This is a genomic window from Actinomadura logoneensis (assembly GCF_003428695.1).
Classification (GTDB): Bacteria; Actinomycetota; Actinomycetes; order Streptosporangiales; family Streptosporangiaceae; genus Spirillospora; species Spirillospora logoneensis.
On record NZ_QURH01000199.1, the window covers coordinates 31,932 to 51,618 of the forward strand.

24 protein-coding genes are annotated in these 19,687 nt (G+C 71.0%); 13 read left to right on the forward strand and 11 right to left on the reverse strand.

Going from position 1 to position 19,687, the window contains the following annotated elements; translation table 11 throughout:
- Positions 1-49: 49 nt before the first annotated feature.
- The 3 genes from DZF91_RS10705 to DZF91_RS10715 form a co-directional block, all read right to left on the reverse strand.
- Complete coding sequence (locus DZF91_RS10705; RefSeq protein WP_117357317.1) at positions 50-724, reverse strand: hypothetical protein; 675 nt, start codon at positions 722-724, stop codon at positions 50-52.
- Between the two features lie 109 nt (positions 725-833).
- Positions 834-2,051, reverse strand: a complete 1,218-nt coding sequence (locus DZF91_RS10710) for an MFS transporter (protein ID WP_117357318.1) — start codon at positions 2,049-2,051, stop codon at positions 834-836.
- Positions 2,048-2,503 carry an RrF2 family transcriptional regulator gene (locus tag DZF91_RS10715; RefSeq protein ID WP_117357319.1) on the reverse strand — a complete coding sequence of 152 codons (456 nt, stop codon included), beginning with the start codon at positions 2,501-2,503 and terminating at the stop codon, positions 2,048-2,050. The genes DZF91_RS10710 and DZF91_RS10715 overlap by 4 nt, the downstream gene beginning before the upstream one ends.
- A 316-nt stretch (positions 2,504-2,819) precedes the next feature.
- Here DZF91_RS10715 and DZF91_RS10720 point away from each other — a divergent pair, with 316 nt between their 5' ends.
- Positions 2,820-3,224 (forward strand): RidA family protein, encoded by a 405-nt coding sequence (locus DZF91_RS10720; RefSeq protein ID WP_117357320.1) that lies wholly within the window; start codon positions 2,820-2,822, stop codon positions 3,222-3,224.
- Between the two features lie 302 nt (positions 3,225-3,526).
- On the opposite strand, the gene DZF91_RS10725 is transcribed toward DZF91_RS10720, so the two are convergent.
- On the reverse strand, positions 3,527-4,102 hold the full coding sequence (locus DZF91_RS10725) for a GNAT family N-acetyltransferase (RefSeq protein ID WP_117357321.1): 576 nt from the start codon (positions 4,100-4,102) through the stop codon (positions 3,527-3,529).
- A 177-nt stretch (positions 4,103-4,279) separates the two neighbouring features.
- Entirely contained in the window at positions 4,280-5,218 is a 939-nt protein-coding gene (locus tag DZF91_RS10730) for a LysR family transcriptional regulator (RefSeq protein ID WP_117357322.1), read from the reverse strand.
- Positions 5,219-5,289: 71 nt separating this feature from the next.
- Here DZF91_RS10730 and DZF91_RS10735 point away from each other — a divergent pair, with 71 nt between their 5' ends.
- From DZF91_RS10735 to DZF91_RS10745, 4 genes are read left to right on the forward strand one after another with little or no spacing between them, the layout of a single operon-like run.
- Complete coding sequence (locus DZF91_RS10735; RefSeq protein ID WP_199486540.1) at positions 5,290-6,024, forward strand: SDR family oxidoreductase; 735 nt, start codon at positions 5,290-5,292, stop codon at positions 6,022-6,024.
- Positions 6,025-6,036: 12 nt separating this feature from the next.
- Complete coding sequence (locus DZF91_RS42635) at positions 6,037-6,162, forward strand: hypothetical protein (protein ID WP_268915930.1); 126 nt, start codon at positions 6,037-6,039, stop codon at positions 6,160-6,162.
- Positions 6,163-6,173: 11 nt separating this feature from the next.
- On the forward strand, positions 6,174-6,677 hold the full coding sequence (locus tag DZF91_RS10740; RefSeq protein ID WP_117357323.1) for a hypothetical protein: 504 nt from the start codon (positions 6,174-6,176) through the stop codon (positions 6,675-6,677).
- 58 nt (positions 6,678-6,735) lie between these two features.
- Positions 6,736-6,969: an ABC transporter permease gene (locus DZF91_RS10745; RefSeq protein ID WP_199486541.1), complete on the forward strand. Its 234-nt coding sequence runs from the start codon at positions 6,736-6,738 to the stop codon at positions 6,967-6,969.
- Positions 6,970-7,116: 147 nt separating this feature from the next.
- Here the strand turns inward: DZF91_RS10745 and DZF91_RS10750 are convergent, their stop codons facing one another.
- The gene (locus DZF91_RS10750) at positions 7,117-7,695 is read right to left on the reverse strand and encodes a TetR/AcrR family transcriptional regulator (RefSeq protein WP_117357324.1); all 579 of its coding nucleotides are present in this window, start codon (positions 7,693-7,695) and stop codon (positions 7,117-7,119) included.
- A 111-nt stretch (positions 7,696-7,806) separates the two neighbouring features.
- On the opposite strand from DZF91_RS10750, the gene DZF91_RS10755 reads away from it, so the two are divergent.
- Complete coding sequence (locus tag DZF91_RS10755) at positions 7,807-8,961, forward strand: Gfo/Idh/MocA family protein (RefSeq protein ID WP_117357325.1); 1,155 nt, start codon at positions 7,807-7,809, stop codon at positions 8,959-8,961.
- A gap of 40 nt (positions 8,962-9,001) precedes the next feature.
- Entirely contained in the window at positions 9,002-9,325 is a 324-nt protein-coding gene (locus tag DZF91_RS10760) for a hypothetical protein (protein WP_147341100.1), read from the forward strand.
- A gap of 116 nt (positions 9,326-9,441) precedes the next feature.
- Here DZF91_RS10760 and DZF91_RS10765 read toward each other — a convergent pair whose 3' ends face one another.
- Positions 9,442-10,287, reverse strand: coding sequence for a DUF1963 domain-containing protein (locus DZF91_RS10765; RefSeq protein ID WP_117357352.1), 846 nt, complete (start codon positions 10,285-10,287; stop codon positions 9,442-9,444).
- 118 nt (positions 10,288-10,405) lie between these two features.
- Between DZF91_RS10765 and DZF91_RS10770 the strand changes: the two genes are divergently transcribed.
- Positions 10,406-11,119, forward strand: a complete 714-nt coding sequence (locus tag DZF91_RS10770) for an alpha/beta fold hydrolase (RefSeq protein ID WP_117357327.1) — start codon at positions 10,406-10,408, stop codon at positions 11,117-11,119.
- On the opposite strand, the gene DZF91_RS10775 is transcribed toward DZF91_RS10770, so the two are convergent.
- Together DZF91_RS10775 and DZF91_RS10780 are read right to left on the reverse strand one after the other, a co-directional pair.
- Positions 11,112-11,915 (reverse strand): phosphatidate cytidylyltransferase, encoded by an 804-nt coding sequence (locus DZF91_RS10775; RefSeq protein WP_117357328.1) that lies wholly within the window; start codon positions 11,913-11,915, stop codon positions 11,112-11,114. The two genes, DZF91_RS10770 and DZF91_RS10775, sit on opposite strands and share 8 nt — an antisense overlap.
- Entirely contained in the window at positions 11,912-13,705 is a 1,794-nt protein-coding gene (locus DZF91_RS10780) for a histidinol-phosphate aminotransferase family protein (protein WP_199486542.1), read from the reverse strand. Before DZF91_RS10780 ends, DZF91_RS10775 begins: the two co-directional genes overlap by 4 nt.
- Before the next feature lie 167 nt (positions 13,706-13,872).
- Between DZF91_RS10780 and DZF91_RS10785 the strand changes: the two genes are divergently transcribed.
- Complete coding sequence (locus DZF91_RS10785) at positions 13,873-14,610, forward strand: VOC family protein (RefSeq protein WP_117357329.1); 738 nt, start codon at positions 13,873-13,875, stop codon at positions 14,608-14,610.
- A 43-nt stretch (positions 14,611-14,653) separates the two neighbouring features.
- On the opposite strand, the gene DZF91_RS10790 is transcribed toward DZF91_RS10785, so the two are convergent.
- Positions 14,654-15,814, reverse strand: a complete 1,161-nt coding sequence (locus DZF91_RS10790) for an FAD-dependent oxidoreductase (RefSeq protein WP_117357330.1) — start codon at positions 15,812-15,814, stop codon at positions 14,654-14,656.
- A 53-nt stretch (positions 15,815-15,867) separates the two neighbouring features.
- Here DZF91_RS10790 and DZF91_RS10795 point away from each other — a divergent pair, with 53 nt between their 5' ends.
- Entirely contained in the window at positions 15,868-16,560 is a 693-nt protein-coding gene (locus DZF91_RS10795) for a TetR/AcrR family transcriptional regulator (protein ID WP_117357331.1), read from the forward strand.
- A 94-nt stretch (positions 16,561-16,654) separates the two neighbouring features.
- Here DZF91_RS10795 and DZF91_RS10800 read toward each other — a convergent pair whose 3' ends face one another.
- Positions 16,655-16,957, reverse strand: coding sequence for a helix-turn-helix domain-containing protein (locus tag DZF91_RS10800; protein WP_117357332.1), 303 nt, complete (start codon positions 16,955-16,957; stop codon positions 16,655-16,657).
- Between the two features lie 51 nt (positions 16,958-17,008).
- Here DZF91_RS10800 and map point away from each other — a divergent pair, with 51 nt between their 5' ends.
- The 3 genes from map (at position 17,009) to DZF91_RS10815 (ending at position 19,667) form a co-directional block, all read left to right on the forward strand.
- Positions 17,009-17,776 carry a type I methionyl aminopeptidase gene (gene map, locus DZF91_RS10805; protein ID WP_117357333.1) on the forward strand — a complete coding sequence of 256 codons (768 nt, stop codon included), beginning with the start codon at positions 17,009-17,011 and terminating at the stop codon, positions 17,774-17,776.
- Positions 17,777-17,880: 104 nt separating this feature from the next.
- Positions 17,881-18,558, forward strand: a complete 678-nt coding sequence (locus DZF91_RS10810) for a response regulator transcription factor (protein WP_117357334.1) — start codon at positions 17,881-17,883, stop codon at positions 18,556-18,558.
- The gene (locus DZF91_RS10815; RefSeq protein WP_117357335.1) at positions 18,558-19,667 is read left to right on the forward strand and encodes a sensor histidine kinase; all 1,110 of its coding nucleotides are present in this window, start codon (positions 18,558-18,560) and stop codon (positions 19,665-19,667) included. Before DZF91_RS10810 ends, DZF91_RS10815 begins: the two co-directional genes overlap by 1 nt.
- The last annotated feature ends 20 nt before the right edge of the window (positions 19,668-19,687 follow it).

Here is a 19,687-nt window from a genome sequence, read left to right on the forward strand (position 1 = left end):
TGATCAGGCAAGCCCTGGGCCAACAGCGCCATCGCGGCCAGAAGAACTGTCAGCCGAGCGCGGCGGTGTACGTCCGGCTACGTACCTCACCACTACGCCCCAGGGCGGAGGTGCTCGGCGCGAGTGCCCTATGGCATCCGCAGAATGAGGCGCGCGGTTGCCATACCTGACCGTGGCCGCGGGTACGGCGATGGTCTGGTCGCGCCGCCGACCGCGCGTCGCGTTCGGCGTGGTGACGGCCGCCCTCGGCTCTTACATCGGACGGGGCCATCCGTACGGGCCGATGCTCGCCGCCGGATGGCTGGCGTTGCTGGCGCTGAGTCTGCGGGCCGATCACCGCTCGGCGCTGGTGGGGGGAGTCGCGCTGTGCGCCGTCCTCGGCGACGCGTTGCGAAATCGGCGCGCCTACCTTCATGAGCTGGAGGAACGTGTTCGCACCGCCGAGCGCAGGCGGGAGGAGGAAACCCGCCGCGGCGTGGCCGAGGACCGTCTGCGCATCACGCGTGACCTTCGCGACAGCGTGGCGCACGCGACGGTGACCATCAACGTGCAGGCGGGCGCCGCGGCCCATGTGGTGCTGATGGACATCCGCATGCCCGGCGTGGACGGTCACGGCGGTGCCGCCGGAGTAGGCGGTGACGACCTCGGCAGCCCGGTCCGCAGGGAGCGCGGTCGGGCGGCCGAGGGTCTTGCGGGAGGCCTGCGCGGCGGCTCTGAGGGCCACCTTGGGGTTGAGAAGGAAGGGCGGAGGTGGGAACCGGATCTGGTTGGATCAGCGGCTCGTTCCGGCAGGTGGCGCCCGAGGCTCCTGATTCGTGGGGGTCATCCGCTCACTATGAGCGGGCGGCCAGAGTTTCCACCGGTTCTGGGACGGAGGCGAAGCGGCGGGTCGAGACGTACAGCGACAGCAGTGCCAGGGCGACCGCGACCGCCGCCACCACGGCCAGGACGCCCGCGCCCCCCGCCACGGCGAAGGCGCCCACGCCTCCGGCCACCGCCTGACCCGCGTAGATCGCCGAGGAGTTCAGCGACAGCGCGATGGGACCGGTGGGGCCGCTCGCACCGAGCAGCCGCTGCTGCTGGGCCGGGTTGAACAGCCAGCCGATCAGCGACCAGAGCCCGAGCGCCAGGCAGAGCACCACCGTGTTGGTCCCGGTGAACCCGAGCGCCGCGAGCACCAGCGTGAAGAACAGCAGTCCGGCCATGCCGACGGCCGCGACCCGGGTGGGTGGCATGTGGTCGATCATCCATCCCGCGGCGAGGTTCGACAGCACCGCGGTGATTCCGGCGACCAGGTACAGCACCGTCAGCTCACTGCCGGTGACACCCGCCGCCTGGTCGGCGAACCAGGCCAGATAGGAGTAGAGGACGAACACGCCGACCATCGCCAGCGCGGTGGCGACAAGAGTGGACGGCACGCCGGGCATCCGGGCCACGGCCATGCGCTGCGCGAACGAGGCGACACCGGGGGAGGGCATGGAGTGGAGCGTCATGCTCAACCCCGCCAACGCGATCACGCCCAGGGCCGCGACGAACACGAACGTGCCACGCCAGCCCGCCGTCTGGCCGATCAGGGTTCCCAACGGCACCCCGAGAGCGTTGGCGACCGTCAGGCCACCCAGAACGGTCGCCAGGGCGCGTCCGCGTTCGGCGGGGGCGGAAAGGGACGCGGCGGCCGCTGAGGCGGCGGGGGTGAACAACGCCGCGGCCAGCGCGGCGAGGACCCGGGCGACCACCATGATCGGATAGTTGGTGGCCACGGCGGCGAGCAGGTTGGCCGCGACGAAGACCGCCATGGCCACGAACAGCGCGGTACGCCGGTTCCAGTTGCCGGTCAGCACCGCGAGCACGGGGGCCGCCAGCGCGTAGACGCCCGAGAAGATCGTGATCAGCTGGCCGGCCTCGCCGACGCCGACGCCGAGGCTGCGTCCGAGCACGGGCAGGACGCCGCTGATGACGAACGCGTCGGTGCCCAGCGCGAAGGTGCCCAGCGACAGCAGCAGAACCGGCTTGCGGGCCGCTCCTGTCGGCAGCACGGAGTGCGCTCTCATGCCGTTTCCCCAGCGGTGACCGGGGCGGGGATGCGGGCGGCGAGACCGGCGATGGTGACCGTGCGCAGCGAGTCCCGCCAGGCGCGTTCGGCGTCGCCCATCGCGGCGTTGATCAGGCAGGGACCGCCGCACTGCTCAGGGGAGAGAGCACCGGTGCCGCGCTGGCGGATCTCCGTGCACACGAACATCCGGGACGTCCCATCGATCGCCTCGACGACGTCGAGGACGCTGATGTCGGCCGCCGGCCGGCCGAGGCGGTAGCCGCCTTTGGGGCCCGGCACGGCGTGCAGCAGTCCGGCCCGGGTCAGGGAGTGCAGGTGCTTGGCCAGGGTGGGCTCCGCCAGACCGTGATAGTCGGCGAGGTCGGTGCGGCGCACGACGGTCTCTGCCGGCATGCGCGCCAGCAGCACGACGCAGTGCAGTCCCCACTCAACGCCTTGGGAGAGTTTCATGTGATCAACACTAGCCTATTGTCGATATCAACTATCCACAATGTGGCCGTTGAGTCGCAGAGGAGGGCCCGCGCCCGAGTCGGCGCCCTCTGGAACCGTTGACCACCCGGTCCTCCGGCTACCGGGTGTGCGCCTCCCGCATCACAGCTGCGCAACCGAGAACATCGGCTGCCGGATTCCTCGAGGTCACCTCGACAGGACGGCCCGCACCGCGATCGGGGCTCGATCATGCCGTGGCGGCCTGACCGAATTCGGCAGGTCACCGGGCCGAAAAATGAGTTGCCCCCTCCTGGGAGGGGCCTGCCAGACTCCCCCCATGGCAGAGAAGATCACTCGAATCAATCCTGATGGGCTCCACAAGACTCCCGGCTACCACCACATCACCATCGTTGAGGCCGGGCGTACGGCGCATCTGGCAGGGCAGTGCCCGATCGACCCGAACGGCGACGTGGTGGGCGCCGGGGACATCAACGCGCAGATCGACCAGGTGGTGGCCAACTCGATGACGGCCCTGCGGGCCGTGGGTGCCGGGCCGGAGGACGTCATCCGGTCGGTGATCTACGTGGCGGCCGACGAGCAGAAGGTGCTGGGCCGAGCCTGGGCCAGGTTGGCCGAATCGCCCTTGGCGGAGGCGTTCACCACCGCGAGCACCCTGCTGGGAGTCGCGCAGCTGGGGTTCGCCGACCAGCTCATCGAGCTGGACCTCACGGTGGCCCTTTAAGCACGGGAAGCGACAGGCGTTGGTGGTCGGTTTCGGTGGCGGCGGGTGACCCTCCCGAGCCACCGAAACCACCGACGTCGGAGGCAGGACTTCGACCGGAAGAACCGGCAGGAACCGCTGCTCCGAAGGTGAACGGGTATAAACCGGGACGCCGGCGCCGTCCGGCCCCTACCGCGCGCGCTCCGGCTTCCCGACGACGCGCGTCCTCAGGGCAGCCGCAGCGGCGACGGCAGAGTGGTGGCGTGGATGAGCGACGGCCTGATCGTCGTCCCGGGGAGGGCTCCCGAGCGTCTCCGCCGCAATCACTCGTGAGTGGGCCATTCCTCGGCCAGAAGTGCGTAGGAAAGACCGTCGAGCCATCCCTTGGTGCGGTGGAGGGAGTCTCGCACCGTGTGCTGTTCGCGGCGCATCCCGACCCGCTCCATCAGCCGCCACGAGGCTTTGTTGTCGTAGAAGCACTCCGCGTGCAGACGGCGCAGACCAAGACGCTTGAAGGCGATGTCGATGAGGGCGCGTACCGCTTCGGTGGCGTAGCCCTTACCGCCGTATGCGGGGTCGAGCGTCCACCCGAGCTCTGCTTGGACCCCTTTCGCCTGCTCAGCGACCTCATGCTGGGCCCAAGCGTCCTGGATCATCAGTGCCAGGTCGCCGATCACCCGACCATCCAGTTCGATGATGAGCAGGTCCACGAGCCGTTCCTCGCGGAGGAAACGCTCACGGTAGTCGTCGTAGTTCTCTGTGGCGACCGTGAGCCATTCGTGAGTCGCCGGCAGCTTCCAGAAGGCCCAGGTCGCGTCCAGGTCGTCGGGGGTGGCCCGGCGCAACAGCAGCCGCTCGGTGGGAATCGGCCAGTCCAACGTGTCAAGAGGGTGGCGCATGGGTCTCATACTGGCAGCGCGCTGTGATTCCACAAAAGGAATTACTGCGGGCGACGTCTCCGACAACGACGCGGTGATCGCGCGGCGGGAACCCGACAGGACACCGAGACGACCAGGGCTTCCGGAACCCGCGTCACGAGCAGTCACGTCATGGACGGGGGCCGTGAGTGCTCCCGGTCAGTGGGCCATCGCGGTCAGTTGGTCGGGGTGGTGGGCGGCGACGTCGTGGGCGGCCTGGACGAAGGCGGCGACGGCCGGGGACCGCGAGGTCTCCGGCCAGGCGACCATGACCGCGCTGGGGCTGAGGTCGGTGACCGGCCGGTATGCGATGTCCGGGCGCTGGTGCCGCTTGGTGGTGGAGAGTGATAGGAACGCCACCCCTTGGCCCAGCGCGACCACCTCCAGAAGTTGCTCGACACTGGCCACGAGCGGTCCCTCGGGAGCGTCGGCCGACTTCTGGCCGTCGCCTGCCGTCGCTCCGTCGCATCCTGTGCAGTAGGCGATGGTGGAGGGGGCTGCCCCCTTCCAACGGGGGATCGGTTCGCCCCTGAGGTCGGAAAGCCGTAGTCGCCGACGTCCTGCCAGGCGGTGCGCGGCGGGCAGGACGGCCAGTCGCGGCTCGACCAGGAGCGTCTCGGAATCCAGCCCTTGGCCGTCGAACGGGCTGCGAAGCAGCGCTACATCGGCACGGCCGTCCCGCAGCATGGCGATCGGCTCTCCGCTGCCGCCGAAGACGACCTCCGGCGGCGGCAGATGCGGATCCTTCTCCCTGTAGGCGGCGAGGATCTCCCGCAGCAGCCCGGCATCCCCTCCCGGCTTGACCGCCACGACGAGCTGCGGTGTCGGCTGACCGGCCCGGCGCGTGCGCCGGGCGGCCGCGTGCACCGCGTCGACCGCGATTCGCGCCTGGTCGAGCAGCACGTGACCGGCGGGCGTCAGCCTGACCTGCCGGGTGGTGCGTTCCAGCAGGCGCACACCGAGCCGGGACTCCATCTGAGCGATGGTCTTCGACAGCGGGGGCTGCGCCATCCCCAGGCGCTGCGCGGCGCGGCTGAAGTTCAGTTCCTCGGCGACTGCGATGAAGTACCTCAGCTCCCGCGCCTCCAGCTCAGTCATATCTCTGGACTATAGATCCAGACTTTTCCTGTCTTTCCCTGGCGCACGTGGGGGACGGGAGGCTGGGCGCCATGACGACCTCACAGAAGACAGCTCTGGTCACCGGCGCGAACAAGGGCATCGGCAAGGAGACGGCACGCGGGCTCGCGGCCCTCGGCATCACCGTGCTGATCGGCGCCCGCGACGCCGGGCGCGGCGAGGCGGCGGCCGAGGAGCTCCGCGCGGACGGCGCCGACGTACGGGTCGTGCCGCTGGACGTCACCGACGAGATCTCGGTCCAGGCCGCCGCCAAGCACATCGACGCCGCGTTCGGGCGCCTCGACATCCTCGTCAACAACGCCGCGATCGCCGCTGGTCCTCAGCAGCCGAGTGAAACCCCCGCCGCCACCGTCCGGGAGGTCTACGAGACCAACGTGTTCGGCGTCATCGCGGTGACGCACGCGATGCTGCCCCTGCTGCGGCGCTCCGCCGCCGCACGCATCGTCAACATGTCCAGCGAGCTCGGCTCCCTCGCACATCTGGCCGACCCGGGCAGCCCGTGGTCCGCCTACTCCTCGGTTCTCCTCCCTTACTGCACCTCGAAGAGCGCGCTGAACGCGATCACCGTGCTCTACGCCAACGAACTGCGCGCCGAAGGAATCCTGGTCAACGCGGTGAGTCCCGGATACTGCGCGACCGACCTCAACCGCCACACCGGGATGCGCACGGCGGAGGAGGGCGCGTCCGTCGCGGTCCACCTGGCGACCGTGGGCGAGGACGGCCCGACGGGCGCCTTTCTGGCCGAGGACGGGCCGATTCCCTGGTGAGCCCCTGCCGCGTTGCGGCTGCGTCGCGTCGGCGCCTCGCTGCTTGGCGAGCCGCTGCACGCGGTCACGGTCGGCGACGGGCCGGCGGACGCGGTGGTCATCGCCGGGCCGCATCCCACGAGCCCGTCGGGGCACTGACCGCCCTCACGATGATCGAACTGCTCGGTGAGAACCCCGAACTCCGGGCCGGGCTCGCCGACCTGCACCGCCGCCACGGCGAGCCGGACCGCGCCGAGCGGACGCTCAGGGAGCTGGAGTCGGTCGTCCAGGGGATGCCCGCCGCCGAGCAGACCGCCGCCATCCATATCGCCCCTGTCCGGACGGCCATCAGGATCGACACCGGCGACACCGCAGCAGCGCGGGAGCTGCTGCCCTGGGTGGTGGCGACCGGAGGTTGGCTCAGCCACATGGCCGCGCCCGGCGCCGAGCTCCTCGCCCGGCTGCTCGCGCGAGAAGGGAACGCGGCGGAAGCGGCGACCGCTCTGAGGATGAGCCAGGTCGTCTGCGGAACGTTCGACCGGGGCCATCCCGACCTGCGCGAACTGATCGGCGACCTCACCGAACGGCTCGGCGCGACGGCCTATGCCGGGGCGTTCGACCGGGGCGCCCGGATGCCGCGCGCGGCGGCCCTCGACCGTCTCCGCTCCCTCTGACGGCGGCCATCAGCCCGATTTCAGCGCGCTGTCAGCGCCTCCCTCCAGTGTGGGGCGCATGACCGATCACCAACCGACCCACCAGACGAGGAAGCCGGCCATCGCGGTCACCGGGCTGCGCTGGTTCGCCGAGCACCAGCCGTTCACCCTCCTGCCTGAGACCCTTCGCGGGCTGCTCCTCGGCACCGCCATCGGAAGCAGCGCCGTCCAGGCCGTCGGCTGGTGCATCGCTCTGACCGTCGTCGGCTACCTGTGGTCGAAGTACCAGTTCCGCCGCGCCGCCTCCCGCTGAGCCGCCAAAGAAGCCGGCCGCCGCCAGTACGAGGGGGCGGGGCGGCCCGGCGGTCGCGGCGGCCGACGCCGTGCTCAGCCGCGGACCATGGTCAGTTGCTGACCGAGCTCCTGTAGAGGCGGCCGGCCGGCGGCGAACACGATTCGCTCAGTCCCACAGGGCGCGCAGCGCCAGGTCGCCGATCTGCTGTAGCTCGTCGTGGCTGCGGCCGGCCGCCGCCTGGACGGCGATGCCGTCGGAGATCGTGTGGACGAGGGCGGCCAGGGCGGCCGGTTCGTAGTGGGAGGGCAGGTCGGCGGCCTGCTCCAGCCGTCTGCGCAGCGCCGCCTCACCGGCTTTGCGCACCGCGATGGCGTCCTGGCGCACGCTGTGCGCCTCCGGGCCGCGGGCGTGCACGCTGTTGACGCACAGGCAGCCGTGGGGCGTGTGCTCGCCCGCGGTGAGTTCCACCGCCCCGCGGATCAGCCGCTCGACGACCTCGCGGCCGGTGGGAGCGTCCAGCGCGTCGGCGGTGTAGGCGCCGGGGCCGCCGAGGTAACGGGCCAGGACCTTGGCGAACAGTTCTTCCTTGTTGCCGAAGGCGGCATAGAGGCTGGGCTTGTTGATGCCCATCGCGGTGGTCAGGTCGGTCAGCGAGGTGCCTTCGTAGCCGTGCCGCCAGAACACCTCCAGCGCGCGGTCGAGTGCGGCGTCTGCGTCGAACGAGCGTGGGCGTCCGCCGGGCATGCCGTCCTCCCTCCTCTCCGAGTTCTATACCTTTCGGTACGTTACCTGTTGCGCGAGGGCGTCGCACTGTTCTAGTTTCATACCGGACGGTACATAACTAGGGAGTGACGCATGATCCGAGTCGGAGTCGTGGGGGCCAGCGGTTGGGCGGACGGCTCGCACCTACCCGCACTGGCCGCGCTCGAGGAGTTCGAGGTGACCGCGGTCGCGACCACCAACCAGGCCAGCGCGGACCGGGCGGCCGCCGCCCATGGCGTGCCGCACGCCTTCGCCGACGCGGGCGAGCTCGCGGCGCACCCCGAGGTCGACCTGGTCGTCGTCTCGGTGAAGGCTTCCGGGCATGCCGCCGTGATCAGGGATGCGCTCAAGGCCGGCAAGCACGTCGTGTCCGAGTGGCCGTTGGGTGTCGACGCCGACGAAGCGAGCGAGCTGACCGAGGCCGCCACCGCCGCGGGCGTCATCCATGCGGTCGTCCTCCAGGGGCACCACTCGCCGAGCGCCCGCTTCGCCGCCGACCTCGTGGCCGAAGGCCGGATCGGCACGCTCGAATCGGTCGCACTGGTCGCCGAGGGCGCACCCTGGGGCGGCAGTCAGATCTGGCCGAACCTGGTGTTCGGCCTCGACCCCGCGGAGGGAACCAACATCCTGACCATCATGGCCGGCCACTTCCTGGCCGCACTCGAACGGGTCGCGGGGCCGCTGGCCGAGGTCTCGGCACGGCTGCCTCGCACGCACGACCGCGTGCTGGTCTCCGGGACGGAGCAGACCGTGCCCAACGCCACGCCCAGCCACGTGCTGCTGCACGGGCTGCTGACCAGCGGCGCCACCGCCTCCGTCGCCATTCACGGTGGCAACGGGCCCATCCAGGGCGCGTTCACGCTCAAGCTCGTCGGCAGCGATGCAACACTCACCGCCACCCCGGCCCAGCGCGAGAGTTTCATCCACTGGGGCGACTGGGACATCAGGATCGGAGACGACCTACTCGCGCTGCCCGACGCCTATCGCACTGTCCCCGCCGGCGTCCGGTCCGGCCCTCCGGCCAACATCGCGGCCCTCTACCAGGAGGTCGCCCGGGCCATCGCCGAAGACCGGCAGCCACACCCCAGTTTCGAGACCGCCCTGCGCCACCACCGGCTCCTTGCCGCCATCGAACGGTCCGCGGCCGCGGGAACCGCCCAGGAAATCTCCTCACTCACCCACACACTTCCAAGCCCCGGCACCGGTCGTCTCGCGCATGCTGGAGCCCTACGCGCCCGGCGACCATAGGGCCTGAAAGGAGCAATGGGATCCTGGCCACATGCGATGGATGCGCGACTACTGGATGAACGACGAGCTCTGGCGCTACTTCGAACTCGATGACGAAAGATTCGTGCGGCGCCAAGTCGAGTTGGAAGGCCCGGACCGCGAGGCGAACACCGCATGTTCGATGGACGAGTGGGAAGACGCCCTCCGCGACAACATCGGCGACCAGTACTACGAGACCTACGGCATGGTCGACGAGTGGTCCTTCACCCACGGGGACCACGAGGATCCGCAACCCTCCGACAAGGCCGAGTTCGAGAGCGTCTGGGCGCAGGCACGCCGCGCCTGCGAGGCTGGATCCCGCTCCCGCCCAGACCCGGCCCTCTGAAGGCCGCTCATTTCGACGGCAAGGTCAGTGCGAATGAGCCTTCTCGTGCGCCTCTTCGAGCGAGAATCCCGCCGGCCGGCCCCGGCACCCTCCGCCCCCGTGACGCGTAAGTGTGCTCAGGCATAGTCCGGGGTGGGAATGGCGCGGCTGAAGTCGCCGGTCCGCAGCGCTTCGGTGGGGATCGTCCAGTGCATGTCGCCACCGTCGGCGCCAAGACCCCACTCGTACGGCCCCGAGATCTGGAGCAGGTGTTGGAACTGGTGGAGTTCCTTTCCGTCCGGCAGAGGCGGTGAGTTCGACAGGACGGGCCACGCGAAGGCGATGTCGGCGGCGGTGAGCGCCCCCGGCCTCTGCTCCCAGTCGGGGAAGTCGTGCTCGAGATACAACCCGCGCATGATCGTGTCCCTCATCTCCATCGCTTCGGGACCGAGGTCGTCGGGCAGCACCAGGTCGAAGCTCTGGTTGGGGAACGCGAAACCCGGTGACGCGGCCCAGGGCACCGGCGCGAAGACGCTTGCTCTGGCCGGTGGCGCGGCTGGGACGGCATGGGAGGAGCGCGCCGCGATCACCGCCGCCAGCTCCGGTGCGGTGCAGAAGGCGGGGCGCTTCCCGGCGACCTCGAAGGCGGCTTCGTGGCACTGCTCGGAGCCGGTGTCCAGAAAGAAGAAGTTGAGGAGTCCCGTACCGGCCGGGATCAGGTCCCCGAGCCATTCACGTGGCAGGGCGTCGGTGTCGAGCACCGCCAGGAGGCTGAGGGGGAAACCGTCGCATGTCGGCCACGGGGTCCCGGGTTCGAGCATCGCCATCCCGCCGAACCGGCTGTCTCCCGCCGCCTCTTCCGGCGCGGCGACGACGAGGTCGAAGCCCGGCCGTGCCATTTTCATGAAGTGGTGGGCGAGTTCCGGCCCGAGCCGTTCGGTGCAGAACTCGTGCAGTGCGGTGAGCGTGGTCGACGGATCCATGCACGGCATCAAAGCACCCGTCACCGACACGTCCGGCCGATGCCCATCGGCGCTGGCGGCCCGCCCGGCATCGGGGCGTCCGCTATGGCCGGCGGAGGTCCGCGACTATCTTCTGAGCATGGTTGATCATTGCGCTGTCGAGGTCGGAGGCGTCCGACTGGCTTACCGGGTCGCTGGTTCCCCTGATGCTCCGCCGCTCGTCCTGCTGCACGCGGTGGGGGAGGGCGCGGCCGACTGGGAGCGGGTGATGCCCGCATTCGCGCGTCACTGGCGGGTGTACGCACTCGACCTGCGCGGCCACGGGCGGAGTGACTGGCCCGGAGAGTACTCGCTGGAACTCATGCGGGACGACGTTCTCGGTTTCCTGGACGCCCTGGCGCTCGACCGCGTGGACCTCATCGGGCACTCCATGGGCGGCGTCGTCGCGTACCTGCTCGCGTCGGAGCAGCCGGAGCGGGTGGCTCGGCTGATCCTGGAGGACGCTCCGTTGCCGCTGCCACGGGAGCGGATCGTCCCCACCAGGCCGGACGGGGAACTGGCTTTCGACTGGGACATGGTCCTGGCCGTCAGAAGGCAGATCGACGATCCGGACCCGGCCTGGCTGGACCGGCTCGGCGGGATCACCGCGCGGTCCCTCGTCATCGGCGGCGGTCCGCGGAGCCACATCCCCGCGGACCGGACCGCCGAACTGGCCCGGCGCATCCCCGGCTGCCGCAGCGAGACCATCCCGGCCGGACACCTGATCCATGCCGCCGAACCGGACGCGTTCACGGAAACGGCCCTTGCATTCCTGCGGACGCCATCGTCCGTCGCGGGGCCGCCGTTCAGCTGAGGACGAGTGCCAGCGAGAGGGCGAGGAGGAGGGAGTCCAGGCGGTCGAGCAGGCCGCCTGCACCCGCCAGCCAGGACGCCGAGTCCTTCGTCTCCACACCCCGCTTGACCATCGACTCCAGGAGATCTCCCAGCGGAGCACCGACCGCGACCGCCACTACCAAGGGAGGTGTGAACGCCCCCAGGACGGCCAGGACGGCAAGCCCCGCGACGGTGCCGACCAGCAGGCCGCTCCAGTGCTTGCCGGGGGAGAGCGGGGACAAGGCCGGTCCGCCCAGCCGCCGCCCACCGAGCGACGCGGCGATGTCGGCGATCGAGACCGCGGCGAACAACGCCAGAACCACCGGGCCGAGCAGCACCACCCCGATCAGCGGGACGAACCAGACCAGCCCGAGCACTCCGAAGCACAAGCGCCGCAGTCCATCGGTGGCATCGCCGGTCAGCACCGGCACCAGCGCGATGACCAGGACGGCGAGGGCGAACAGCCGGGGAACCTGATCAGGCGCCAGCCATGCCGTCACCGGCGCCACCGGCACGGCCACGGTGAGCACCGCGCGGTCCAGCCGGGGAAGCCGGACCAGCGCGCCGTACTCCAGAGCGCACACGACCCCGGCCGCGGCGGCGAGGACGGCCGCGCCTCCCGCGCCCGCAGCCAGGGCGGCGACCACGACGGGTACCCCGGCGGCCCAGGCGCACCACCGAAGGACGTACTCCCGCCGTCTGGAGAACGCGACCGCGACACCGCCGACGATCAGCGCGCCGGCGAGATGAGGAACCAGGTCGGCGACCTCGGTCACGCCACGCCCAGCGGGACGCGCAGCGCCTCGGCGACGGTGGCCGCCACACGGGCGTTGGACGCCGCGTCGCGGACCGCGATCCGCACCGTCCTGCCCTCGAACGCGGGGGACAGCGGGGACAGGTCGCGCAGGAACACGCCCTGCCGTCGGCAGCGCTCCACCAGCCGCGCCGCGCCGATCCCGCCGTGCGGGAGCGTGAGCAGGACGAAGTTCGCCACCGACTCGCTGACGTCCACGTGCATGCTGACGTCCACGTGCTCGCTGACGTCCGCAGCGGCGTTGGTCGCGGCGAGCATGGCGGCCAGCTCCGCGCGCAGCACCGCCGTCTGCGCCCACCGTTCGGCGTAGTACGCCGGATCGCGCAGCGCGCTGACCGCGGCGATCTGTGCGGGCAGGCTCACCGCCCAGGGCGGAGTCCATCGCCGCATCTCCGCCGCGATCGGCGGCGGCGCGGTGAGGTAGGCCGCGCGCAGGCCCGACAGCGCGTACATCTTGGACAGGGACGTGCAGATGACGACGTTGTCGGTCGTCACCGCGTACGACTCCAGCGACTGCTCCGCACCGATGTAGCCCATGTAGGTCTCGTCGATCCAGAAGCGGGTTCCGGCGGGTGCGCCCGCCAGCACCGCGCGCAGGTCGGCGGCGTCGAGGTGCACTCCGGTCGGGTTGTTGGGATTGACGATGACGACCAGGTCGTAGCGGTTCCGCAGGGCGTCGGCGAGGCGTCCCGGATCGATCCGCCATCCGTCGCGGCGGTACACCGGGAACCGGTCGACGCGGCAGCCGACCACCCGTTCGACGACGTGGGCGTACTCGCCGTAGCACGGGTCGATCAGCAGGACCCGGCTGGAGGCGTCCAGCCAGCCGCGGAACGCGCGGAAGATCAGGTCGGACGATCCGGCGCCGACCGCGACGGCCTCCTCGGGCAGGCCCCGGCGGAGCGCGATCTCTTCGATGAGCCCTTCGGCGCGCACCGGCGGAGAGGTCCGGGAGATCCACTCCAGCCCGTCCGTCAGGGCCGCGACGGCGGTGGGGCTGGGCGGGAACCAGGCGTCGAGCACGTCGGCGGGCACCACGTCGCGGTGCGCGTCCAGAGTGTCGAACCTCCGTCCCAGTGCCTCGATGGAGGCGCCGCCGTGGGCGCAGGACTCGTCCTCGGGAAGGAAGGGGACGTCCAGGCCCCATTCCACCAGCGGTCGCATGTCCTGCAGCAGCGGGCCGTACTCCCGCAGAGTCCGCCGGACGAGCTCCGCCACGTCCCCGGTCAGCAGCTGGAACTCGACGGCGCCCGAACGCACGGCCGTGCCGGTGGACGTGAGGCCGAGCGAGAGGTACATCGGCAGCAGCTCGACCCGTCCCATGGCCACGATGCTCCTGCCCGCGTGCGCCATGACCCAGCGGAGCGCCGCGTACATCAGCAGTTTGCCGATCATCTCTCCGCGCAGGTCCGGCGCGACGGCGAGGATGCGGATCTCGAACAGCCCGTCCGCGGACAACGCCGGATGCTCGGCCCGGCGGACGTACTTGTCGATCGAGTACCGGCCGGCCCACGGCGGTGTCACGCTGACGAACCCGGCCGGCTCGCCGTGGCGGAAGGCCGCGATGTAGACGTTCCGTCCGTCGAGCTCGTCGGTGAGCACCCCGGCGGCGTTGGGGGAGTGCTGGCCGAGCTCCCGCGCGTACACCTCGTGCCGGAGGCGGCCGATCCACTCCCGGTCCTTCTCCGCCGCCGGGCGCAGCTCCAACCCGTCGGCGAAGGCCGCGGCGGAGGACTCCGCACCCGTCGTCACGAAGGCCGCGGCGGAGGACGTTCCTGCAAGTCGTTGGTCGTTTCTCATGTGCATCACCCCGTCCGCAACTCTGGAGCAGCCCGCCGCCGCCCGCGTGAGTACCCGTACTCACCGGTCGTGTGCGGCCGTACTCAGCTGGAGACGCGGGAGCCTCTACGATCTTCTGCATGGCAACGAGACTGGTGCAGATCAACATGAAGGCCCACGACGCCATCGCGCTCGGACGGTTCTGGGCCGACGCGCTCGGCTGGATCGTCGAGGACGAGGACCCCGGTTGCACCAGCCTCACGCCCGCGGACTTCTCCTATCCCGACCCCACCGCCGTCTGCGTCGACCTCATCGGCCGTCCGGAGCCCAAGACGGTGAAGAACCGGGTGCATCTCGACCTGGCGACCACCTCGGACGCCCATCACGCCGAGCTGGTCGCGCGTCTCAAGGAGCTCGGCGCGACCAACGCGGACGTGGGCCAGGGCGACGTCCCCTGGACCGTCCTGGCCGACCCGGAGGGCAACGAGTTCTGCGTCCTGGAGCCCCGGGAGATCTACCGGGACACCGGCCCGATCGCCGCGGTGGTCGTCGACTGCGCGGACCCGAAGGCCATCGCGCGCTTCTGGGACGAGGCGATGGACTGGACGCTGCACGAGGTGACCGACGAGAGCGCGAGGCTGCGTTCCGCCCAGGGCGTCGGCCCCTACCTGGAGTTCGTCCGGAACCCCGACCCCAAGGTCGGATGGAACCGGGTCCACCTCGACGTCCGCCCCTACCCCGGGGACGACATGGCGGAGGAGGAGGCCCGCCTTCGCTCCCTCGGCGCCACCGACCCCGGCATCGACCAGTCCGACCTCGGCTGGAGGATCCTCGTCGATCCCGAGGGCAACGAGTTCTGCCTTCTCGCCCCGCGCTGAGCCCACCCCACGGACGAGCCGGACCGACGCACAGCGGCGACGGTCAGGAGGGCTGGAACTCGTCGAAGAAGGCGACGGCCTCCGCCGGGTCGGCGCTCACGAGGCGTTCCAGCCCGGCCCTCGTCATCTCCGCCCACTTGCCCGCCCGCGCGCACATCTGCTCCTCGAAGGCGCGGACGGCCTCGTCCAGGTCTCCGGATCCGGCGCTCACGATGGACTCGGCGAGTTCGGCGCCTTCCAGCATCGCCAGGTTGGCGCCGACGCCCAGCGGGGGCATGAGGTGGGCGGCGTCGCCCAGCAGCGTCACGCCGCGAACGTGGGACCAGGTATGGGCCACCGGCAGGACGTACAGGGGACGATGGGCGAACGCGGTGCCGTGGTGGAGGAGTTCGAGGACGGACGGCGCCCAGCCGTCGAAGAAGGCCAGCAGGGCTGACTGCACGGCGTGGGCGTCGGCCAGGTCCAGTTCCTTCCGGCCGGTCAGGCCCAGGTGCCGTTCCAGGTCGGTGTGCCAGTCCAGCGGCGCGCGGAACTGGGCGTACACCTTCACATGGCCGCCGCTGTTGCGCTGGGCGACGAGCGCGCGGTTCGCGCCGTACACGGCCACGGAGCCGTCGCCGATCAGCCGCGCCAGGTCGGGATGGCGCGTGTCGACGTCGTCCAGCGAGGTCTCCAGGAACGTGACGCCGGTGTAGTGCGGCTCGGCGGACGACACGGCCGGGCGGACCTTGGACCAGGCGCCGTCCGCGCCGACCACCAGGTCGAACTCCTCCTGCCGCCCGTCCGCGAACCGGATCACCGCGCCGTCGCCGCCGGTCTCCGGGACCACGGTCGTGACGGCCCGTCCCCACTCGACGTCCAGCGGGCCGAGCAGCAGGTCACGGAGCTGTCCCCGGTCGATCTCCGGATTGGCGTCCTCGTCGGGGCCGGGTTCCCAGTCGCGGAGGACGGTGCCGTCCGTATCGAGGATGCGCATGGCCTGCCCCTCCGGACGGGACAGCGACTGAAAATCCTCCAGCAGTCCCGCCTTCGCCAGGGCGAGCTGACCCAGCCCCGCGTGCAGGTCGAGGGTGCCGCCCGGAGGACGGGCGTCGGGGGAGGGATCGCGTTCGAAAACGGTGACGGGGTGGCCGTGGAGGTGCAGGACGCGGGCGCAGGTCAGACCGGCGGGGCCGGCCCCGACCACGGCCATACGATGTCTCATGTCGATACACCGTATGGTGTCGATACGGTGTATCGCAACGGTACGGTGTAGCCATGACTGTGTGGGACCGACCGGAGCCGCCGACCCGACCCGCGCCGCTCGACCGCGAGCGGATCGTCGCCGCCGCCGTCGCGCTGGCCGACGAGGGCGGGCTGGAGGCGGTGTCGCTGCGCAAGGTCGCCGCCCGGCTGGACGTCGGCCCGATGCGGCTGTACGGCTACATCTCCACCAAGGAGGAGCTGTTCGACCTCATGGTGGACGAGGTCCACGCCGAGATCGTCCCGGACGAGCCGCCCGGCGACTGGCGGGAGGCGCTGCGCGACCGCGCCCACCGCACCAGGCAGGCCGCCCTGCGTCACGAGTGGCTGGCCGACCTGCTGGGCGGCCGTCCGACGCTGGGGCCCAACGCCCTCGCCGCGTCCGAGGCCATGCTGGCGACCTTCGACGGCTTCGCCGACATCGACGCCGTCATGCGGGCCGTGGAGACCGTCGGCGCCTATGTGACCGGGGCGATCAGGCACGAGGTCGCGAACCTGCGTGCCGAGCGTGCCACCGGTCTCACCATGCGGGAGTGGCAGCGCGCCCATGGCCCGCACCTCAGCAAGATGCTGGCCACGGGCCGCTATCCGGCGCTGTCCAGACTCGTGCACGACGGCTCGGAAGTGGACGCCGGGACGACCTTCGCGACCAACCTGGAATGGGTCCTCGACGCCGTCGCCGCCAAGCTCGTCCCGTCGTCATCCTGACCACCCTGGACGCGCGCGACGCGCAGGGCGCTCGGTCAGAAACGGTTCGGCCCACCAGCGGGCGGAAAGGTCCGTCCGCTGTGCGGCCGAAAGGTCACCCCGCGGCTCTGTGAGTGCCCGCGGTCGCGGTCTCCGCGGCGGCCTCCGCGGGCTCGGTGGCGCTGACCTGCGACAGCAGGCCGTCCAGTGACAGCCCCAGGACGTCGGCGACGGCGACGACCGTGAAGAAGGCCGGCGTGGGTATCCGGCCCTTCTCGATCTTCCGCAGCGTCTCGGGGGAGACCCCGGCGCGCAGCGCCACGTCCGTGATGCTGCGCGCGCCCCTGGCCTCGCGCAGCAGTCGGCCCAGCCGTTCCCCGCGCAGGCGGTCGGCGATCGACAGCGGTTCTCGCACCATGCCCCTATAGTAATACCGGTATAGTTATTGGGGTTCGGGGAGGGAGAGACCGTGATCGAGCTGAAGACCGCCGGTGAGATCGAGGCGATGCGCGAGGCCGGGCGGGTGGTCGCGGCGATCCACGAACAGGCGCGGGCGCACGCCGTCCCGGGGGTGTCCCTGCGGGAGCTCGACGAGCTCGCCCGCCAGATCATGCACGAGGCCGGAGCCGGTTCGTCCTTCCTCGGCTACCACCCGTCGTTCGGCGCCACCCCCTACCCGGGCGTCATCTGCACCTCGGTGAACGAGGTGATGCTGCACGGCCTGCCCACCGGCTACCGGCTCCGGGACGGCGACCTGCTGAGCGTCGACTGCGCCGCGCACATCGACGGCTGGCACGCCGACGCCGCCGTCAGCTTCTGCGTCGGCGAGAGCCGGAAGGGCGACGAGGAGCTGATCCGGACGGCCGAGCGCATGCTGACCGCGGGCATCGAGAAGGCCGTTCCCGGTGCGCGTCTGGGCGACATCGGCCAGGCCATGTCCCGGATCGGGCGCTCGGCGGGGTACGGCATGCAGACCGACTTCGCCGGCCACGGCATCGGACGCGCCATGCACGAGGACCCGTTCGTCCCCAACGAGGGCCGCGCCGGGCGCGGGCTGCGGCTCCGTCCGGGCCTGGTCATCGCCATCGAGCCGAGCCTGATGGCCGGGGGCGGGGACGAGTACGAGATGGCCGAGGACGGCTGGTCCCTGCGCAGCCGCGACGCCAGCCGCACGGTCCACGTCGAGCATTCGGTGGCCGTGACCGACGACGGCCCGGTCATCCTCACCACGCGGTAGTGCTCGAGCAGCGGCAGGGAATGGGCCGGCGCCGCCTCCCTCGGGGAGGCGGCGCTGAGAATTCGCATATGTCGGCGATATGCGGAGCTGTCTAGGCTTCAGCCATGCGCGTGCTGGTCGTGGAGGACGAGCCCTACCTCGCCGAAGCCGTCCGCGACGGTCTCCGGCTGGAAGCGATCGCCGCGGACATCGCCGGCGACGGCGACACCGCCCTGGAACTGCTCGGCGTCAACTCCTACGACCTCGCCGTCCTCGACCGGGACATCCCCGGCCCCTCGGGGGACGAGGTCGCCCGGCGCATCGTCGCCTCCGGCAGCGGCATGCCGATCCTCATGCTCACCGCCGCCGACCGGATCGACGACAAGGCCTCCGGGTTCGAGCTCGGCGCGGACGACTACCTCACCAAGCCGTTCGACCTCCGGGAGCTCGTCATGCGCCTGCGCGCCCTGAACCGTAGGCGCGCCCGCGCCCGTCCGCCGGTGAGCGAGATCGCGGGGCTGCGGCTGGACCCCTTCCGCCGGGAGGTCTTCCGCGACGGACGTTACGTCGCGCTCACCCGGAAGCAGTTCGCCGTCCTGGAAGTCCTCGTCGCGGCCGAAGGCGGGGTCGTCAGCGCCGAGGAGCTGCTGGAGAAGGCCTGGGACGAGAACGTGAACCCCTTCACCAACGCCGTCCGCATCACCGTGTCGGCACTGCGCAAGCGGCTCGGTGAACCGTGGCTGATCGCCACCGTGCCCGGCGTCGGCTACCGGATCGACACCGGCGCCCCCGGACACCGCTGATGGACCGGCGTTCGGGGCTCAGCGCCCGGCTGAAGCTGACCCTGAGCTACGCCGGATTCCTCTTCCTCGCGGGCACGCTCCTGCTGGCCGTGGTGTGGGTGTACCTGCTGCGCTACGTGCCCGACAACCCGCAGGGGCTTCTCGGTATCGCGCCCAACCGCCGCGTGCTGCTGCGCGTGTTCGCCCCGGCGGCGGCCTCGGCGTTGGCGTTCCTTCTGCTGTTCGGCCTGGTCGGAGGGTGGATCCTCGCCGGCCGGATGCTCGCACCGCTCACCCGGATCGCGGACGCGGCGCGCCTGGCCGCGGACGGGTCGCTGTCGCACCGGGTCGCCATGGACGGCCCCCGCGACGAGTTCCGCGAACTCGCCGACGCCTTCGACACCATGCTCGGGCGGATCGAATCCCACGTCGCCGAGCAGCGGAGGTTCGCCGCGAACGCCTCCCACGAACTGCGGACACCGCTGGCGATCTCGCAGGCGCTGATCGACGTGGCCCGCAACGACCCGCTGTGCGACCGGACCGAACTCCTCGAACGCCTCCATACCGTCAACACGCGGGCGATCGACCTCACCGAGGCCCTGCTGCTGCTCAGCCGCGCCGAACGCGGAAGCTTCGTCCGCGAGCCCGTCGACCTCTCGCTCCTTGCCGAGGAGGCCGCCGAGACGCTGCTCCCCCTGGCCGAGCAGCGCCGCATCACCCTGGACGTCACCGGCGAGACGACCCAGACCGCCGGTTCGTCCGCGCTCATCTTGCGGATGGTGACGAACCTCGTCCAGAACGCCATCGTGCACAACCTTCCGACCGGCGGCACCGTGGCGGTCCATACCGGAACGCAGGACGGTGCGAGCGTGCTGCGCGTCGAGAACACGGGCCACCGGCTCCCGCCGGAACTGGTCCCGACCCTCACCGAGCCCTTCCAGCGCGGGACGGAGCGCATCCGCGCCGACGAACACGCGGGTGTCGGCCTCGGGCTGGCCATCGTGCACAGCGTCGTCCGGGCGCATGACGGGACGCTCGACCTCATGCCCCGGCCGACCGGCGGCCTCGTCGTCACCGTCCGCCTTCCCCGGACGCCGACGGCGATGTCCGCGAACGGCGCCACGCCGTAGGCGGCGTAGGACGGCGCTCA

Bases quoted from the DNA above. Each gene is read 5' to 3' on its own strand.
- DZF91_RS10770 (WP_117357327.1), top strand. From the start codon at position 10,406: ATGGTTGATCATTGCGCTGTCGAGGTCGGAGGCGTCCGACTGGCTTAC.
- DZF91_RS10790 (WP_117357330.1), bottom strand. From the start codon at position 15,814: ATGAGACATCGTATGGCCGTGGTCGGGGCCGGCCCCGCCGGTCTGACC.
- DZF91_RS10715 (WP_117357319.1), bottom strand. From the start codon at position 2,503: ATGAAACTCTCCCAAGGCGTTGAGTGGGGACTGCACTGCGTCGTGCTG.
- DZF91_RS10815 (WP_117357335.1), top strand. From the start codon at position 18,558: ATGGACCGGCGTTCGGGGCTCAGCGCCCGGCTGAAGCTGACCCTGAGC.
- DZF91_RS10750 (WP_117357324.1), bottom strand. From the start codon at position 7,695: ATGCCCGGCGGACGCCCACGCTCGTTCGACGCAGACGCCGCACTCGAC.
- DZF91_RS10725 (WP_117357321.1), bottom strand. From the start codon at position 4,102: ATGCGCCACCCTCTTGACACGTTGGACTGGCCGATTCCCACCGAGCGG.
- DZF91_RS10800 (WP_117357332.1), bottom strand. From the start codon at position 16,957: ATGGTGCGAGAACCGCTGTCGATCGCCGACCGCCTGCGCGGGGAACGG.
- DZF91_RS10710 (WP_117357318.1), bottom strand. From the start codon at position 2,051: ATGAGAGCGCACTCCGTGCTGCCGACAGGAGCGGCCCGCAAGCCGGTT.
- DZF91_RS10785 (WP_117357329.1), top strand. From the start codon at position 13,873: ATGGCAACGAGACTGGTGCAGATCAACATGAAGGCCCACGACGCCATC.
- DZF91_RS10760 (WP_147341100.1), top strand. From the start codon at position 9,002: ATGCGCGACTACTGGATGAACGACGAGCTCTGGCGCTACTTCGAACTC.
- DZF91_RS10745 (WP_199486541.1), top strand. From the start codon at position 6,736: ATGACCGATCACCAACCGACCCACCAGACGAGGAAGCCGGCCATCGCG.
- DZF91_RS10740 (WP_117357323.1), top strand. From the start codon at position 6,174: ATGATCGAACTGCTCGGTGAGAACCCCGAACTCCGGGCCGGGCTCGCC.
- DZF91_RS10765 (WP_117357352.1), bottom strand. From the start codon at position 10,287: ATGGATCCGTCGACCACGCTCACCGCACTGCACGAGTTCTGCACCGAA.
- DZF91_RS10810 (WP_117357334.1), top strand. From the start codon at position 17,881: ATGCGCGTGCTGGTCGTGGAGGACGAGCCCTACCTCGCCGAAGCCGTC.
- DZF91_RS10735 (WP_199486540.1), top strand. From the start codon at position 5,290: ATGACGACCTCACAGAAGACAGCTCTGGTCACCGGCGCGAACAAGGGC.
- DZF91_RS10720 (WP_117357320.1), top strand. From the start codon at position 2,820: ATGGCAGAGAAGATCACTCGAATCAATCCTGATGGGCTCCACAAGACT.
- DZF91_RS10730 (WP_117357322.1), bottom strand. From the start codon at position 5,218: ATGACTGAGCTGGAGGCGCGGGAGCTGAGGTACTTCATCGCAGTCGCC.
- DZF91_RS10755 (WP_117357325.1), top strand. From the start codon at position 7,807: ATGATCCGAGTCGGAGTCGTGGGGGCCAGCGGTTGGGCGGACGGCTCG.
- DZF91_RS10795 (WP_117357331.1), top strand. From the start codon at position 15,868: ATGACTGTGTGGGACCGACCGGAGCCGCCGACCCGACCCGCGCCGCTC.